General features: G+C 49.3%; 18 protein-coding genes. 16 read left to right on the top strand and 2 right to left on the bottom strand.

The window, feature by feature from the left end:
* Window positions 1-6 precede the first annotated feature (6 nt).
* From AC1DXC_RS06410 to AC1DXC_RS06340, 15 genes are all read left to right on the top strand, one after another.
* Window positions 7-435 carry a hypothetical protein gene (locus tag AC1DXC_RS06410; RefSeq protein WP_477458312.1) on the top strand — a complete coding sequence of 143 codons (429 nt, stop codon included), beginning with the start codon at window positions 7-9 and terminating at the stop codon, window positions 433-435.
* A gap of 55 nt (window positions 436-490) precedes the next feature.
* Window positions 491-706 carry a hypothetical protein gene (locus AC1DXC_RS06405; RefSeq protein ID WP_477458311.1) on the top strand — a complete coding sequence of 72 codons (216 nt, stop codon included), beginning with the start codon at window positions 491-493 and terminating at the stop codon, window positions 704-706.
* A gap of 345 nt (window positions 707-1,051) precedes the next feature.
* Complete coding sequence (locus AC1DXC_RS06400) at window positions 1,052-1,369, top strand: hypothetical protein (protein ID WP_477458310.1); 318 nt, start codon at window positions 1,052-1,054, stop codon at window positions 1,367-1,369.
* 54 nt (window positions 1,370-1,423) lie between these two features.
* On the top strand, window positions 1,424-1,744 hold the full coding sequence (locus AC1DXC_RS06395) for a hypothetical protein (RefSeq protein ID WP_477458309.1): 321 nt from the start codon (window positions 1,424-1,426) through the stop codon (window positions 1,742-1,744).
* Between the two features lie 59 nt (window positions 1,745-1,803).
* A complete protein-coding gene (locus AC1DXC_RS06390; protein ID WP_477458308.1) occupies window positions 1,804-7,242 on the top strand; it encodes a helicase-related protein in 5,439 nt (1,812 codons plus the stop codon).
* A complete protein-coding gene (locus tag AC1DXC_RS06385; RefSeq protein ID WP_477458307.1) occupies window positions 7,239-7,664 on the top strand; it encodes a hypothetical protein in 426 nt (141 codons plus the stop codon). The genes AC1DXC_RS06390 and AC1DXC_RS06385 overlap by 4 nt, the downstream gene beginning before the upstream one ends.
* Window positions 7,648-9,624 carry a type IV secretion system DNA-binding domain-containing protein gene (locus tag AC1DXC_RS06380; RefSeq protein ID WP_477458306.1) on the top strand — a complete coding sequence of 659 codons (1,977 nt, stop codon included), beginning with the start codon at window positions 7,648-7,650 and terminating at the stop codon, window positions 9,622-9,624. The genes AC1DXC_RS06385 and AC1DXC_RS06380 overlap by 17 nt, the downstream gene beginning before the upstream one ends.
* Window positions 9,625-9,627: 3 nt before the next feature.
* A complete protein-coding gene (locus AC1DXC_RS06375) occupies window positions 9,628-10,041 on the top strand; it encodes a hypothetical protein (RefSeq protein WP_477458305.1) in 414 nt (137 codons plus the stop codon).
* Complete coding sequence (locus tag AC1DXC_RS06370) at window positions 10,038-10,463, top strand: M23 family metallopeptidase (RefSeq protein ID WP_477458304.1); 426 nt, start codon at window positions 10,038-10,040, stop codon at window positions 10,461-10,463. Before AC1DXC_RS06375 ends, AC1DXC_RS06370 begins: the two co-directional genes overlap by 4 nt.
* Entirely contained in the window at window positions 10,456-11,475 is a 1,020-nt protein-coding gene (locus AC1DXC_RS06365) for an ArdC-like ssDNA-binding domain-containing protein (protein WP_477458303.1), read from the top strand. Before AC1DXC_RS06370 ends, AC1DXC_RS06365 begins: the two co-directional genes overlap by 8 nt.
* Entirely contained in the window at window positions 11,472-12,227 is a 756-nt protein-coding gene (locus AC1DXC_RS06360) for a DUF4099 domain-containing protein (RefSeq protein WP_477458302.1), read from the top strand. The genes AC1DXC_RS06365 and AC1DXC_RS06360 overlap by 4 nt, the downstream gene beginning before the upstream one ends.
* Window positions 12,227-12,832, top strand: a complete 606-nt coding sequence (locus AC1DXC_RS06355; protein ID WP_477458301.1) for a hypothetical protein — start codon at window positions 12,227-12,229, stop codon at window positions 12,830-12,832. Before AC1DXC_RS06360 ends, AC1DXC_RS06355 begins: the two co-directional genes overlap by 1 nt.
* Window positions 12,789-13,262 carry a PH domain-containing protein gene (locus AC1DXC_RS06350; protein WP_477458300.1) on the top strand — a complete coding sequence of 158 codons (474 nt, stop codon included), beginning with the start codon at window positions 12,789-12,791 and terminating at the stop codon, window positions 13,260-13,262. The genes AC1DXC_RS06355 and AC1DXC_RS06350 overlap by 44 nt, the downstream gene beginning before the upstream one ends.
* Window positions 13,262-13,666, top strand: a complete 405-nt coding sequence (locus AC1DXC_RS06345) for a hypothetical protein (RefSeq protein ID WP_477458299.1) — start codon at window positions 13,262-13,264, stop codon at window positions 13,664-13,666. Before AC1DXC_RS06350 ends, AC1DXC_RS06345 begins: the two co-directional genes overlap by 1 nt.
* Entirely contained in the window at window positions 13,663-13,818 is a 156-nt protein-coding gene (locus AC1DXC_RS06340; protein ID WP_477458298.1) for a hypothetical protein, read from the top strand. The genes AC1DXC_RS06345 and AC1DXC_RS06340 overlap by 4 nt, the downstream gene beginning before the upstream one ends.
* Before the next feature lie 129 nt (window positions 13,819-13,947).
* Here AC1DXC_RS06340 and AC1DXC_RS06335 read toward each other — a convergent pair whose 3' ends face one another.
* Window positions 13,948-14,586: a TetR/AcrR family transcriptional regulator gene (locus AC1DXC_RS06335; protein ID WP_477458297.1), complete on the bottom strand. Its 639-nt coding sequence runs from the start codon at window positions 14,584-14,586 to the stop codon at window positions 13,948-13,950.
* 166 nt (window positions 14,587-14,752) lie between these two features.
* On the opposite strand from AC1DXC_RS06335, the gene AC1DXC_RS06330 reads away from it, so the two are divergent.
* Complete coding sequence (locus AC1DXC_RS06330) at window positions 14,753-15,232, top strand: magnesium chelatase subunit ChlI family protein (RefSeq protein WP_477458296.1); 480 nt, start codon at window positions 14,753-14,755, stop codon at window positions 15,230-15,232.
* Here the strand turns inward: AC1DXC_RS06330 and AC1DXC_RS06325 are convergent.
* Window positions 15,201-15,653 (bottom strand): hypothetical protein, encoded by a 453-nt coding sequence (locus AC1DXC_RS06325; protein WP_477458295.1) that lies wholly within the window; start codon window positions 15,651-15,653, stop codon window positions 15,201-15,203. The two genes, AC1DXC_RS06330 and AC1DXC_RS06325, sit on opposite strands and share 32 nt — an antisense overlap.
* Between the last annotated feature and the right edge of the window lie 27 nt (window positions 15,654-15,680).

Raw genomic sequence — 15,680 nt, 5'->3', positions numbered from 1 at the left:
CGCGATATGATGTCAAGAAGAGAATTCGATCAGTTCCTAAAAATGACAGGCGGTTTGATCAGGCCACACTCGAAAATGGAAGGACCGGTATTTCACTATGCCTGCGAATGCGATGAAGGCTGGCTAGAACTCATCGCTGACCTGATCCGGGAGCTTACCGAGGCCGGATGGACCCGCGAAATCCGGCAGATCAAAGAAAAGTTCGGCAGACTTTGTTTCTATGCGGACGGATTACCCGAAAACGGAATTGAGCTTATCATCAAATACGAAAAGCGCTCCTTAACGGTATGCGAACGCTGTGGGAGCACTGATAAGGTTAGATTATGCGGGTATAAATGGGTGAAAACACTCTGTGACCAGTGTGCCTGGTCCTGGCTCGAACGGCAATACCAGGTTCGCCTGCGTTGCGTTCACGGGCATAAAAAAATAGAATAACTCAAATGAAAGGAACATTTTCACTATTTTTTTCAACTTATTATTATATTTGACTATGGAGCACGTAACTCAAATTGAATTACCCATCAAACGCGGTAAACTCCCTGCTAATTTTGACGACATGTCACTTGAAGAAGTAAAAGCTTGGGAAAGAGATATGCAAAAAGAAGCTGTGGATTACCTGTTTTCCATAGGCCAACCCTTAGTTTACGAAAAAGATGGTCAAATGGTAGCTCAACATGCCAATGGAGCCGTTTACCCTGTTCGTTAAGTACCCATGTCCCATATTCATATTATTGCCGGCCCTCCGGGCATAGGTAAAAGCACGCGTGGCAATGAGTATATCGAGCCCAAACTTGATATACTAAACGAGGACGAGGTCCGCCACCGCTATCGAATGAAAGGGTACGCCGATTACAATGAATACTCGCTTCAAAAAGTACGGGGAACAATACTTCAAAATTGAATAAAAAATCGAGATTTTGCTTTAGAATTAAACCTGGGTTTTGAGCATCAGTACGCCTACACATTGTCCTTAAAAAGGTTTAGCCGGGATAATAAATTAAACGTTATCTTGTTTTTCACTGATCATCTTCAGCTGTGCCAGGATCGCGCTGTGGAACGATTTAAAAACGGCTTGCATCTTGTAAAACCAGATGTCATTGAGAAGATGTACAACAATACGATACCGTTGCTCAAAGTCAATTTTCAAGCAATTGACCGCTTAGTGATGCTCGACGCCAGGAAAACTAATGAAGTATCTTTGCAAGGGATTTATTCTAAAGCGGCTGAAAACATAAAAATCTATGATGAAGGCTCATCATGGTTTAAAAACGACGTCCTACCCTTTATCCATGAACAACTTTCCATAAAACGATTTGAGAATCCATATTTGAAAAACTGGGACGATAGTGAATTAGGTCCTTCCCGATAAAAAATCATCATCATAGGCTGCCCCATCAGGCGGCCTTTTTTATTTCCAAAAATCATGGCTACAATTTTTACCCCCGGTCGGGCATCCCCCGAGCCAGACGCAACACTTGTGTCCGATCCATTCGAGCTGATGCTGGAATCAGAGGGACGGGACGCGCTCAGTTTGCGCTACGATTACATCGCCAATATCCTCGAAGAAGATTTTGAGGAAACCTATCTGAACTTCTTTTCGGCGAACATCCTGCACTACGAAGTGGTCAACCTGGTTACCCTTTGTTCCCAGCTCATGAAAGATACCGGTTTTCCCAAAAACGAGGACAGCCGTTTCCTGCGCTATTCCGTGATAGCGACCATCGCTGATTACCTAAACGATTAGAAACGTTTCTAACCGTTTATCAACGGGTTACACTGAACCCTCCCCGCAATTTTCGACATATGGCTTTTAACCCTGCGAAACAACTGCGCATTAATATTGACGCGATATGCCTGGCCCTGGACTGGGACGGCAAACACCAGTTTAAGGAACAGGAAGCATTGACCTTAAAAAAGTATGCGGGCTTTGGCGGGTTGAAAGCAGCACTGTATGCCAAGGGGCCTATTGAAAACTGGCAAAAGCGTAACGCTTCGGAAGCTGACCTGCGGCTTTACCCGCTGGTGATGGAACTGCATGAGGCGCTCGAATCCCGTTTGGATGCAGTGACTTATAGGAAAGTCATTGACGACCTGCAACGCTCCTCCCTGACCGCTTTTTATACGCCTGCCTTTGTACCGCAAGCCCTTTATGCAGCCATGCGGGAGCAAAAAATCTACCCGGCGCAAGTCTACGAACCCAGCGCGGGTGCCGGGGTGTTTATAGCGGAGGCGTTCAATGCATTTGACGATATTCAAGTTACCGCAGTTGAAAAAGACTGGTTGACCGCGAAAGTGCTGAAAGCTTACCTGAAAACCCAGTCCGATGAAGTCAATATCCGGGCCATAGGTTTTGAGGAAACACCTGCGTCCGAAAAAGGCAGGTATAACCTCATCACGAGCAATATCCCGTTCGGTAACATTTCTTTTTTTGATCCTGCCTACCAAAACAGCCCGGTCACCAGCCGCATCCATAATTACTTCTTTGCAAAAGGGCTGGATAAGCTGGCGGACGGCGGGCTGCTAGCCTATTTGGTAACCGACGCTTTTTTAAACACGCCCGCAAACGAAACCGCGCGCAAGCTCGTATTTACTTCCGCAGATTTCATCAGCGTTTCCGTATTGCCGGATAACCTGATGAAAGACAATGCGAATGTGGAAGCGCCAAGCCACCTGCTGATCGTTCAAAAAAATGACCGGAAAAAGGAGTTTACGGCGGACGAGGCCTTACTGATCGACACGGTTGACCAGGAAAACGTTGCCGGCAAATTCCGAGTCAACGCCTATCTTTCCCGGCACCCGGAGCTGATTTTAGGCGATGAGATCGGCGCAGGCACCAATCAATATGGTAAACCCTCGCAAATGGTCTGGATGAACGGCGATCTTGAAGATCTCGCCGGGCCGCTTCAGGCTCAAATTTCTGAAGGGCTCGCTACAAAGTTCAACTACGAACGATGGAACTTCTTTCAGCAAGATATTTCCGAGCAGATTTCCGCAGAAAGCAACACCCGGAAATTTACATTTCTCCCCGAACCCTTAACCAAAGTAAAAAGCATCAGCAGCGTTGCGCAGCTGGGCCTGTTCGAGGCAGCAGCACCCATCAATAATGACCGTGCGCAGGCCTACCTGGGTGAAACCGATGAGGCGACCATAGACGCAGCTTCAGCGCGGATCATCAGTACCGTCCGGACGACCGACCATCCGGAGCACGAAAGCATCATTATGCTTGCTGCGCGGATGAAAAACAACGGGCGCTATGTCTATAAACTTTATAGCAATATCGCTGAAGTCCGGTTCTCGAACAAATGGCTGGCCGGAAATGCATTAAGCTATGAGTTGAAAGCCTTATCAGCAAAACTTAAAAACTACAGCCACGACTTCCGCTATGAAGGTGACCGCAGCCTGGAGCCCGCATTTAACCTGCGAAACGACCGCCCGGAACTTTTTGAGCAAGTCAAACCATTCTATGTAAAGGACACACCGGTCATCCATCAAAATCAGGTTGGTTTGATCGGCCAGCCCGAAAAAGGCCAGGCAAAATTTAAGTCCCTAGATGAACAAAAAGATCTTGGGTTTTACAAACTGTATTTGGCGGTACGCGACCATTTTTTCGAATTAAGCGAAAAAGAGCTAAGGACATTATCGCCGCAACACCTGGAACGCTTTGCGCTAAACAGCGCGTATGAAGAATTCACGAAAAGTTTCGGCGAACTCAACAAAACCTATAATCGTTCCCGCATCCTCAAGGACCCGGCATTTGGCTTTATCATCCTTTCTTCGCTCGAACGCAAGGAAAATGAAGCCTGGATCAAAAGCGACATTTTCCAAGGCCCCGTTTATCCGAAGCAGTACGTCCTGCAAACAGATGACCCTGCAGAAGCGTTGGCCCGCAGCCTGAACGATAAAGGCGCAGTCGACCTGTCCTATATCAGCCAGATTACCAGCTTACCGGAGCATGAAATCATCCGGCAACTGGAAAAGCTCATCCTCGTGGATGCCGGCAATGGCAATTGGGTAACAACCGATGCCTATCTATCCGGCAATGTCGTTGAAAAACTAAGAGTTGCGGAACAAGCCGCCAAAGACAGGCCGGAAGACCTGCAAATCGCCAGAAGCCTTGCAGCTATCCGGAGGGTACAACCCGAACAGATACCCTTTGAGCTGCTGGATTTCAACCTCGGCGAACGTTGGCTGCCAACGTTTTATTATCAGCAATTCGCATCCTCGCTTTTCAAATTGCCGGCGAAAGTCGAATATTTTTCATCAGCCGATACCTTTAAAGTTAGTTACGCCTTTGGTAACGCAATCACGGACGAAGAATATGCGGTCCTGCCGAAGTCCGGCATCAAAATGAAAGCCCATAGCTTACTGGAGCATGCCCTCGAAAATACCAGCCCCCACTTTACCTACACCAAAATGGTCAACGGTGACGAGGTACGGGTCCCCGATAACGATGCGATCCAACTGGCGCATGAAAAAATCGAAAAAATAAGAACCGCATACCTGGACTGGCTGAGGAACTTACCGGACAAAGAAAAGCAAAGCATCGAGGAACGCTATAATGCCACCTTCAATTGTTACGTACTCCGGGAATATGACGGAAGTCATTTGACCTTCCCCGGCCTCGACCGTAAAGCGCTTGGCATCGAGAACCTATACACCTCACAGGTCAATGCCGCCTGGCGCATCATCCAGAATCGCGGAGCGCTCATTGACCACGAAGTTGGTTTAGGCAAAACCTTAACCATGGTGGTATCCGCTATGGAAATGAAACGCCTGGGCATCGTTCAAAAACCGATGATCCTGGCCCTCAAAGCCAACGTGGGGCAAATAGCGGACACCTTCCATAAAGCATATCCAAAAGCGAAGGTCTTAGCGCCCGGTGAAAATGACTTTAGCCCGGCTAAACACCAAACGCTCTTTCACCAGGTCAAGAACAACGACTGGGATTGCATCATCCTCACGCATGACCAGTTCGGTAAGATCCCGCAATCGCCGCAGATCATGAAAGAGATCATGGAGGCGGAAATGGATAACATCGAGCAGGACCTGCAAACGCTCGAAGATCTGGGTGGCGAGATCAGCCGGAAAATGCTGAAAGGCCTCCAAATCAGGAAACAAAACCTGGAAAGCAAATTGAACGGCGTGCTGTATGCCATTGAAAACCATAAGGACAACGGAATTGACTTCGGGCAAATGAATGTAGACCATCTATTCGTCGACGAGTCGCACAAGTTCAAAAACCTCACCTTTACGACCAGGCACAGCCGCGTAGCCGGCTTAGGCAACCAGGAAGGCAGCCAAAAAGCGCTCAATATGCTTTTTGCAGTGCGCACCCTCCAGCAAAAATTTGACAGCGACCTGTGCGTAACCTTTTTATCCGGTACGCCCATTTCCAACAGCCTGACGGAAATGTACCTGATTTTCAAATACCTGCGGCCAAAGGAAATGGCCCGTCAGCAAATCGATAATTTCGACGGGTGGGCAGCTGTTTTCGCACGGAAAACCATCGACTTCGAGTTTTCCGTCACCAACGAGATCATCGCCAAAGAACGTTTCCGGCACTTCATTAAAGTACCCGAACTTGCTCTATTCTATAATGAGATCACGGACTTCAAGACCGCGAAACACATCAATCTTGACAAGCCGGATCTCGATGAATCACTGGTCAATATCAGGCCGACGCCCGATCAGGAAGATTTCATTCGTAAGCTGATGGCTTTTGCGAACACCGGCGATGCCACGCTCATTGGCAGGAAACCATTGACGAAGGAGGAGGACAACGCGCGCATGCTCATTGCCACCAACTACGCCAAGAAAATGTCAGCCGATATGCGGCTCATCAATAAAGATTATGAGGACCACCCGGGCAATAAGGTCAATGTCTGCGCCAGGAAAACCGCAGAACTGTATTTTGAGAGCCATGTACATCGAGGCACGCAGATCATTTTCAGTGATATCGGGACGCCCAAACCGGACGAGTTCAATATTTATGATGCGCTGAAAATTAAACTCACAAGGGATTTTGCCATACCTGCACACGAAATCACTTTTATCCACGACTGGAAGGACAAGCAAAAACCAGAACTGTTCCGAAAAATGAACCAGGGAGAAATCCGTATCCTCATCGGTTCCACGGAAAAAGCAGGTACCGGGCTCAACGTGCAGAAACGGGTCGTGGCCATGCACCATATGGATATCCCCTGGAAGCCGGCGGAACTGGAGCAAAGGAATGGCCGTGGGTCCCGGCAGGGAAACTCGCTGGCCAAACAGTTCTATAACAATAAGGTCAGGAACTACATCTATGCCGTCGAGCAATCCCTCGACAATTACAAGTTCAACCTGCTGAAGAACAAACAGACCTTTATCAGCCAGATGAAAAACTGTGAGCTGAATGTTCGCACACTGGATGAAGGTGCCATGGATGAAAAAAGCGGCATGAACTTTTCCGAGTACATTGCCATCCTTTCCGGTGATACCCCCTTGCTTGAAAAGACGAAGATCGAAAAAAAGGTAGCTGTATTGGAAGGATCCAGGTCCGCCCATTTCAAAGAAGTTTCGCGCAGTCGCAACCGTCTGCAGGATGCCGAAAAAGAACTTCTACAAATTTCCGGGACGCTCGAAAAATTGAAAGCCGACGAAGCTTTGTATAAACAGCATCTGAAATTTGATAAAGAGGGCGCGAAAGTAAATGCCATAGCACTGAACGATATCAGCAGCGCCGAAAGCGAAGAAATCGGCAAATACATCAACAAATTGTATTTAAACTATAATGGCCCGGAGGAACAAAAAATAGGGTCTCTTTATGGTTTCGGCCTCTATGTAAGGCAGCAGAAGATCCCCTACGAAAGTAATGGCATGTTCCGGTACGAAAGCAAAAATGACCTGTACGCCGAATCGCCAAGCGGCATTAAGTACCTGTGGAACCACGGCATCCCCAACACCGACAACCCAAAACTGGCCGCGCGTTATTTCCTGAACGCCATCGACCGGGTAATAACGCTAAGAGAAAAATACGGCAAAGATTACGAAGACACTCAACTTGAGATACCCGTGCTCCTGCAATTGACCCAGCGCACCTTCGATAAAGAACAGGAACTCACCGAACTCAAAGCCGAACTCAAACGCCTCGAGAAACAAATCAGCGATAATATCGCCAAAAAAGCGGAAGGGACGGAAACCAAAGAAGCCACCATCGTGACACTCGACCATTCCGAAAACACCCGACTCAGCGTATCATCATGACCGAAAACCCCGAACTCACCGGCCAGCCCGTACTCATACATCCCCGGCTGACCCATGACCCCTTCGACAAAAAGAACAAAATCGGGGTCATCACCTCAGCCGATTTCGAAATCGACGAGATCACGGTCGACTTTGGCAATGAAGGGCGGGCCCTGTTTTCCACGGATGCGGTGCTGGTATTGCGGGACCCGGAAAAAATCCGGTCGAGCGCTGACGATGACTTTACCCTGATGCCGATCTGGGATTATGGCGAGATCATGAACATCGCCAGCCTGGTGGAGTCAGGACGGACAGATTACCACAAATATGCGATACAACTGGCGCAGAAGGACCCGGAGATCTTTGATTACATTATGAACTCCCTGCGTGACGAATGGAACCTGGAATCTAAAAAAACGATCAACTATGGAAGAAACCCGTGACCAGCAGAAGCTGCATGGCTTCCTACAATGCGGCATTTACGTCTCCATTGCGCTCGAAGCCTGCGTTTTTATTTATAAGCAAGCCCCCTTCTGGGGCTTTTTTTATGTGCCGCTCGACAAACTCAGCCACCTCATCATCTACCGGCAGCCCCTGTACAGCAAACTGGTAACCTTTGTCCTGATCTGTTTGGTAAGCGTAGGCACCTTGGCGAAGAAAAAAGTCGACCTCGACCCCAAGAAGCATATCGTCTACCCCTTGGCTTTAGGCTTATTGCTGTTTTTTGGCAGTGTTTTGTATTTGGGCCGCTCGCCGTCATTCGATATTTTCTATATCGTTTGTTCTGTTTTGGGGGCCTTGCTCAGCAGCATCGCCATGGACAACATCTCCAAGATCATTCGCTCAGGCCTGGGCAAGGACAAATGGAACGTCGAAGGCGAGAGCTTTATGCAGCAGGTCAAGCCGGTCATTACACCGTTTTCCGTTAACATACCAACACAGTTTTATTTTAAGGGCAAGGTCCGCGACGGCTGGATCAATTTGGTTAATCCCTTCCGGGGCACCATCCTGATCGGCACGCCAGGTTCCGGCAAAAGCTTTGGTATCGTCAACCCTTTTATCCGGCAACTCATCGCCAAAGAATTCTGCTGCTGCGTTTATGATTTCAAGTACCCGGATCTGGGCAAAATCGCGTATTACCATTACCTGCTGGCCAAGCAAAAAGGCAAATGTGCCAGGCACAACTTCTATGTCATCAATTTGAACGACGTGGAGAAAAGTTGCCGCACCAATCCCTGGCGCAGCGACTACCTGAAGACGCTGGCTGATGCTTCGGAGAGCGCCGAAGCCTTAGTCGAAGCCTTGAAAAAAGGCGATAAATCCGGCGGCAGTGACCAGTTCTTTACCCAATCCGCTATCAACTTCCTGGCGGCCTGCATCTTCTTTTTTTCCAAACACGAAGGCGGCAAATATTCCAGCCTGCCCCATGTGTTATCCTTTTTGAACAGGTCCTACCAGGAGATTTTTGATACGCTGTTCACCGAGCCCGAGCTGGTTTCCCTGTTGTCCCCGTTCAGGAGCGCCTACCTTGAAAAAGCATTTCCGCAGTTAGAGGGCCAGGTTGGAACCCTGAAGATCTTTATCAGCCGGCTCGCCACCAAGGAAACCTTCTGGGTATTTTCCGGCGATGATTTTAACCTGAAAATATCGGACCTGAACACGCCATCGACTTTAGTGCTGGCCAACGACCCGAATACGCAAAACATCAACAGCGCCTGCTATTCCATCATCCTCAACAGGCTGACCAAGCTCATCAACAGCAAGGGTAATTTGCCATCCGCGCTCATCATCGATGAGGTCCCAACCCTTTTCGTCCACAAAGTGGAGAACCTCATTGCCACCGCCAGGAGCAATAAAGTCGCTGTTCTCATGGGTTTGCAGGAGATCCCGCAGTTTCAGCAGCAGTACGGCAAAGATACCGCGGCGACCATCACCGCCGTCGTCGGCAATGTCCTCGCCGGATCCGTCCGCAATAAAGAGACCCTCGACTGGCTCGAAAAACTATTCGGTAAGTCCAAGCAGATCGGTGAAGGGCTGTCCATCGACCAGAACAAAACCTCCACCTCGCTCAACGAAAAGCTGGAAGCACTCATCCCTGCCGGTAAAATGGCCTCGCTCAACACCGGAGAAATGGTTGGGCTCATCGCCGCCGATGTGCAGCAAAACTATACCGGGCAATTCGAAACATCCGCCATTAACTGTCGCATCAATCTGGATCAACAGGAACTCCAAAGAGAAGAAAATAATTACCGGCCCCTGCCCGCCTTTTACGACTTCCATGGTAAAAAAGACGATGTGCTGCGCGAGAACTTCCTGCGCATCAATAAAGAGATCGAAAGCCTCGTCCAGGCCTTCAAAAAACCAGTGATCACGAACCCCGCAAAAGCCACCTTTAAAACATAAACTATGACCGCAGACGAACTCATCGGCCAACTGGCCGTCGTACACCCCGATCTGACAAGCGATCCCGCAGGCAAGCCCGGGCAAGTCGGTATCATTACCGGAACCGACCTTGAAAATGACAATGTTTTTGTCGGCTTCGGCCGCAACGGGCAGGGCCTTTACGGAACCGATGCCCTGCTGCTCCTGAAACCTGCCTACCAGATCAAACAAAACCTGGAAGCCCACAAAGCCGGGCTCAGCCTGGAAGACAACAAAGCGCTTTTCCAGATCTCCTTAATACAGGAACTGCATCCTTCAGCCGCAAACATGAAAACGGCGCTCTCGCTTGCCCTGCAAAGCGAGACCATCCGAAATCTGAGTATGCGCAGCGTCGAAGACGCTCTCGGCCTGCAGCGCGATAATTATCTGACGCGATGAAAGCGCTGACAATGTTGCTATGCTGTTGCCTTCCGCTCAAACACCTGCAGCTCAGTTCGCCCTTCGGCTACCGTGTCCACCCCGTCACCAACCGCTACAAGTTTCATTATGGCATCGACCTGCACGCCCGTCACGATACCGTTTTTGCCATCACCGGAGGCAAGGCAACCATAGGCTACAATGAATTTCTCGGCATCACGATTTCCGTTACAGATGAGAAACTCAGGTGTACCTATGGACATTTATCATACCTGCTGATAGGCAACGAAGAGATTTCTGCAGGTACGCCTTTAGCAATTACCGGTGCTACCGGCCGCGTCACTGGCGAACACCTGCATTTAAGCATCAGCTACAACGGTCAACCCGTCGACCCCTTAAAATTTCTTTACCAAATAACGATCAAATCCAATAACCATGAGTAACAACTTAAAACCCCTGAGCCAGCAAATCGCTGAGAAACTCAGCCAGCAACTCAAAGACGGCAATTCGATCTTCCAAAAAAGCGAAGCACAGCCCCTCATCATGCCCTTCAACGCCAACACCGGCAAAAACTACAGCGGCGTACCCGCCCTCATCCTGCTCATGAAGCAGGAAGCCGATCCCCGCTGGCTGACCCTGGAGCAAGGCAACTTCAGCAAAAACAACGTCATGAAAGGCGAGCAGGGCACCCTCATCAGCTTTTACAAAACACGGGACATGCAGCCGGTGGTAGAAGACGGTAAGCCCATCCTTAAAGACAACGGCAAACCCAAAATGGCATCCGTCAAACTCGATGAACCCGTGCTCACCACCGCATTCCTCTTCAACGCAAAACAGCTCAAGGATATGCCCGAGCTTGCGCCCATTCTCGCAGAACGTCAAGCTATTCCAACAGACGAACGCATCAAAACCATTATCGAGAACAGCGGCCAGGGCAAGGATGCCAGCCTGAAATCGATCATCGAAAACATCATCGCCGAAAAGCCAAACGAATCCTCCGTAAAGGACGCCTTAAAAGCAAACATCGCCGGGCTGTTGCTCAGCGCCCGGCTCCAAACCCCTTTTGAATTAGGCGACCATGTCGGCTATGCCCAGTCCTGGCAACAATTGCTTAAAGAGGAGCCCGGCGAACTCTTTAAAATCACCAACGACGCGCAATGGGTCGCAGACAAAGTCATCGGCTTTGAAAAAAAAAGGATCATCGAACAGGAAGCCGCTACCACGCTGAATAAAGGCGACGTCATCGCCTACAAAGGCGACACCATCAAAGTCCTGGACATCTTAAAAGGCAAAACCGCCCAGGTCGAAAACGGCGACGGCGCCAAATTCAAAGTCGGCCCAAAAGACGGACTGTACGCCGCGCTCGTAGCCGCCAAAAACAGCCCGGAGCGCAACGAAGCCGTCGTCCATGATATGAAACCCAGTGAAGAAACCAATTATGCCGTAGCCAGATGATCCAGGAAATATTTGAAGAAGATGACATCCCCGTAGCCGAGTTCGAAAACATCGGCCTATCCAAGGACGGCCGCATCAGCCTCGCCGAATACGACCTGAAAGCGCTCCTATCCGGCCACCGGACCAATCTGATCCGCCTGCACGATCTCGAAGACGGCGACATCAGGATCATGAACCTGGATGCCAAATTATCCCTCCAGCGCAATCAAACCGGCGGTCTTGACCTCCTCATCCATCCCGTCTACCGCGAAATGATGATGCCAGCCTATGTCACCGACGATGAAGCGGAAAAACTAGCTACCGGCGAACTATCCGCACTCGACAAAGTAGTCGAAATAAATGGCGTCAAAAAAGAAGTCCTTATTGAATTCGACCAAGACACCCGGGAGTTCGTCATCACCGACACCGAGCGCATCCTTGCCCCCGACCTGGTCAACAATGAACAACTCACAGCCGAACAAAAGCGACAGTTTAAAAAAGGCAAAGAAGTAGAATTGCCGGACGGCACCAAACTCCGTTTCTCCGCCACAGCAGCCGAAGGCATCCGCTCCAACCGGCTGCATCTCATCGCCTCGCTCATCATAGACGGCGGCATCAGCTACCTACTTTTCAAAGGCCTGAAAGCCCTAAGCAGCAAAAAAGAAGACAAAGTCAGCGAAGATTACAGCCGTAGCTATTACGAGGCCTTCGAAGACATGAACGCCAGCCAAATCAAAAACCGCATCGCACCTCTAAAAACACCTACCCGTTAATGAACTATCTGGACCAACTCGGCATCCATGCCAAAGTCCAGGCCTTTTTCCAACCCCATTCCACCATCCAAAATGAAAGCATCTATTTCAACTACGGCGGGGATTATGAACACGCCGGACCGCATTTTCACCGCATCCCAACGACCGAAGGCCACTGGACAGCCGGCGAACCCGCCATAGCCGGCCACCTCATCATCAGCAGTTCCGCCATGGACGCCATCGCCTGGCTCGACCAAAACCACACCCGCTACCCCAACCCGGGCGACCTCTGTTTTCTATCCGTCGGCAGCACACCCGCCCGAAACCATGCAGAACACATCCAACAACAAACGCCAACCAAAAAGATCCATTTCCTATTCAGCAACGACCCAACAGGAGCACTGTGCGACCTCAAATTCGCCGCCTGGATCCGCGACAAACCCTTAAAGGTCACTTATATAAACCACTATTACCATATCCATTTCGAACACCAGCATTACCAGTTTGACAGGCTTAGCCTCAACACCCTCGAAAAAGCCAGCCGCTACAACTTCCGCATTCGCACCCACAAACCCAAAAACCATGGCACCTATTATCAACAACTCCGAAGCCGATATTACCCTTAAGCCATCACCCATCTTCGCCCTCCTCAAAACCGCACCCCTCATCCTGCTAGCCATCACCGCCACCACCTTAGCCTGTAAATACCTGCCCGCCCTCATTCTGCTAAGCATTATCAGCATGCTCTTCGCGATCTACCGCTATATATTCATCCGCCGGGCTATATATCTCGTTAAACCGGAATATATCCGCATCACCACCGGCATCTTCCTCAAACGCATCGACACCGTCGAACTCTTCCGTGTCAAAGATTACACCATCATCGAACCACTACTCCTCCAGCTCTTCAAACTCATGGACCTCCAGCTCAAAACCACAGACCCCGAAACCCCCAACCTGTGGCTCAGAGGCATCCCCCAATCCGACATTATCGACATCCTCCGCCAGCGCGTACTACAGGCCCGCCAGCACAACCAGATCATTGAAATCAATTAATGAGCACAAACGACAAACTCCGTGGAACCGTCGTCCACGTACACCCGGACACCATCTGCCTGCTCTCCAAACAAAACCATATCGGCGTGATCTGTGAATCCAACATCGCCCTCGATGATTATTACGTTGACTTCGAAGACCGGTTCACCGGCCTTTACCCCGCCTGCGCACTATCCACTCTCCTACCAGCAGCGCAAATCGCACACAACCTATCACTGCTCAGCACCAGTCACGAGCACCCCATCGGCCAAATCGAAGCCCTGAATAACGACCCCAACGTATGGGCCAAAATCGAACTGATGCGCCTCGCCCGCAGCCAGCCCGAAATCCTGAAACAATGCACCTACCCCTTGCAAGAACACATCGCTCAAAACATCATCAACCAAAACCACCAAAGCCGATGAAAACCCTCCTGCACTTCCTCCTCACCTGCCTCATATCCACCGGCAGCCTCCTCGCCGCCACTAAAGCGCCAAACCCCTGGCCGCATTTCGGCATCATGATATTGGTATGGGCTTTATTCCTTTGGCGGCTAAACAGGTCCAAACCCGGCTGAACCTAAGTATCATAACACAAATTATTTGATGTATATTTTCATCATTTTTAATATGATTGGTGAAAATATACACCATGTCATTAAAAAAACACATCGCATCGGGCAGCTTAATTCCCTGAAATTATAAAATCAAACACTTACATCCTTTGCATTATCCGCAGCAGCAAATGCCCATTCTATGACCTGGCCGATCGTTGTAAACACCGCCTCAAAATCATTCTTGTTCTTCAAGTCAATACCTGCGATAGTCCCGGCATCTGCACTATCGTGTAGAACATTAAAATATATACCGCCAACAAGCATCGCCATTACCGCTTTTAGGTTCACGCCGGAATTTCTGAAGTGGCTTTCCACCAGCTCCAGCAAACGCAACCCTTCTTTCTCCCTCGCTTCACACGCTGCCCGCATTAGCGGATTATATTCGCTCACCTGCCAGTGCACCAGCCTTTGCATCTCCCTCTCCCGGTGAAAATAACAAAACTGATCCTGCAACATTTTTATAAAAAAGATTTTCATCTCTTCCACCGACGGCTTCTCCGGCAAGGCTATCCCCTCGAAATAAGCAAGCCAGGAATCTTTACGCCCAATATAGTCTTTCAGTAAACCACTATAGCTACCAAACAATTCGTAGACCATCGGTTTGCTAACACCCGCCCGCACAGCCACCTTATTCACGCCCAAACCCAAATAACCCTTTTCAATCATCGCATCCCCTACAGCCTGCATCAACCTTGACCGTTTTTCATCAGGATCCCGTTTCCTATTCATAATCAAATTCAATTTTACGTTCCTCATCATAAATTTACGCATCCAAAAATCTTGAAGTGGTAGATAACTCAAAAAAAAATGATTTGCCACCATGTTGCACAAAGCGCCAGTTTGAAAAGTGGGCTTAATCGTTTATAAACGTTTCTAATCATTTATCCTGCAGTAAGTGCCATTACGGAAATGCACTTGCAGCAGGCTGATGATACAAAAATACGCCCTGAAGATCTCCGGCCCTTTGCTTAACCGCATCGATCTGCACGTGAATGTCAACCCTGTAAAATATGCTGATCTATCCTCCGCAACAATAGAAAGCACAAGCGAAACAGTCAGGCAACGCATCATAAAAGCGCGAAAAATCCAATTTTACTGTTCAGCAGGTGCCGTCAACGCGCAAATGACCCACGAGCAAAAAAAACCCACTGCCGTTTGGGAACCAGTTGAGCAAGGGTTACTTATCCAGGCCATGGAAAAACAAAAACTTCCCACCCGATCCTACGACCGTGTCCGCAAAGTAGCCCGAACCATCTCAGATCTAGATGGTGCCGACAACATCACTCTCGATCATTTAGCGGAGGGATTGCATACCGTCGCTTCGACGGCGATTACTCCGGCTTTTAATCCACTTCCCGCTCGCGGAAAACGATAATCACAAAACCCCTGTCTTCATAATAACCATACTCAAAACAAAACCGGTAAACCCTTCCTGCCGTAGTCGGTTCAGCCTCGCTGGTTAAAAACTTCCAATTAAAACCCTTACCGATAAGATCACGCATCCTGATGCGTCCCGGCTTTTCCGGGCTGCAAAGGCTTTCCAATATCCGCCTGTTATTCAACAAAATTTCCTGTATACGGGTTATATATTCCGGCACACTCGCCTGCCCTATTTTCTGCCGCCCGCTTGCTTCACCCTGAGCTTCCTGCACCTGCTGGCCTTCCCTGCGTTTCCGATTATTGAAATTTGTCTTGCAATTACTATCGCAGTATTGACGGTCTTCCCTACCCGGCCCGAGTGATGCCCCGCAATCCTTACACGTTCGTTCCGTAGCCTCCACTATAACTGATTCCATTTAATACCTCCTTGTCACGAATATAAA

It is taken from the genome of Mucilaginibacter sp. P2_D11 (genome assembly GCF_056404435.1).
This window is presented reverse-complemented; position numbering and strand designations above follow the sequence as displayed.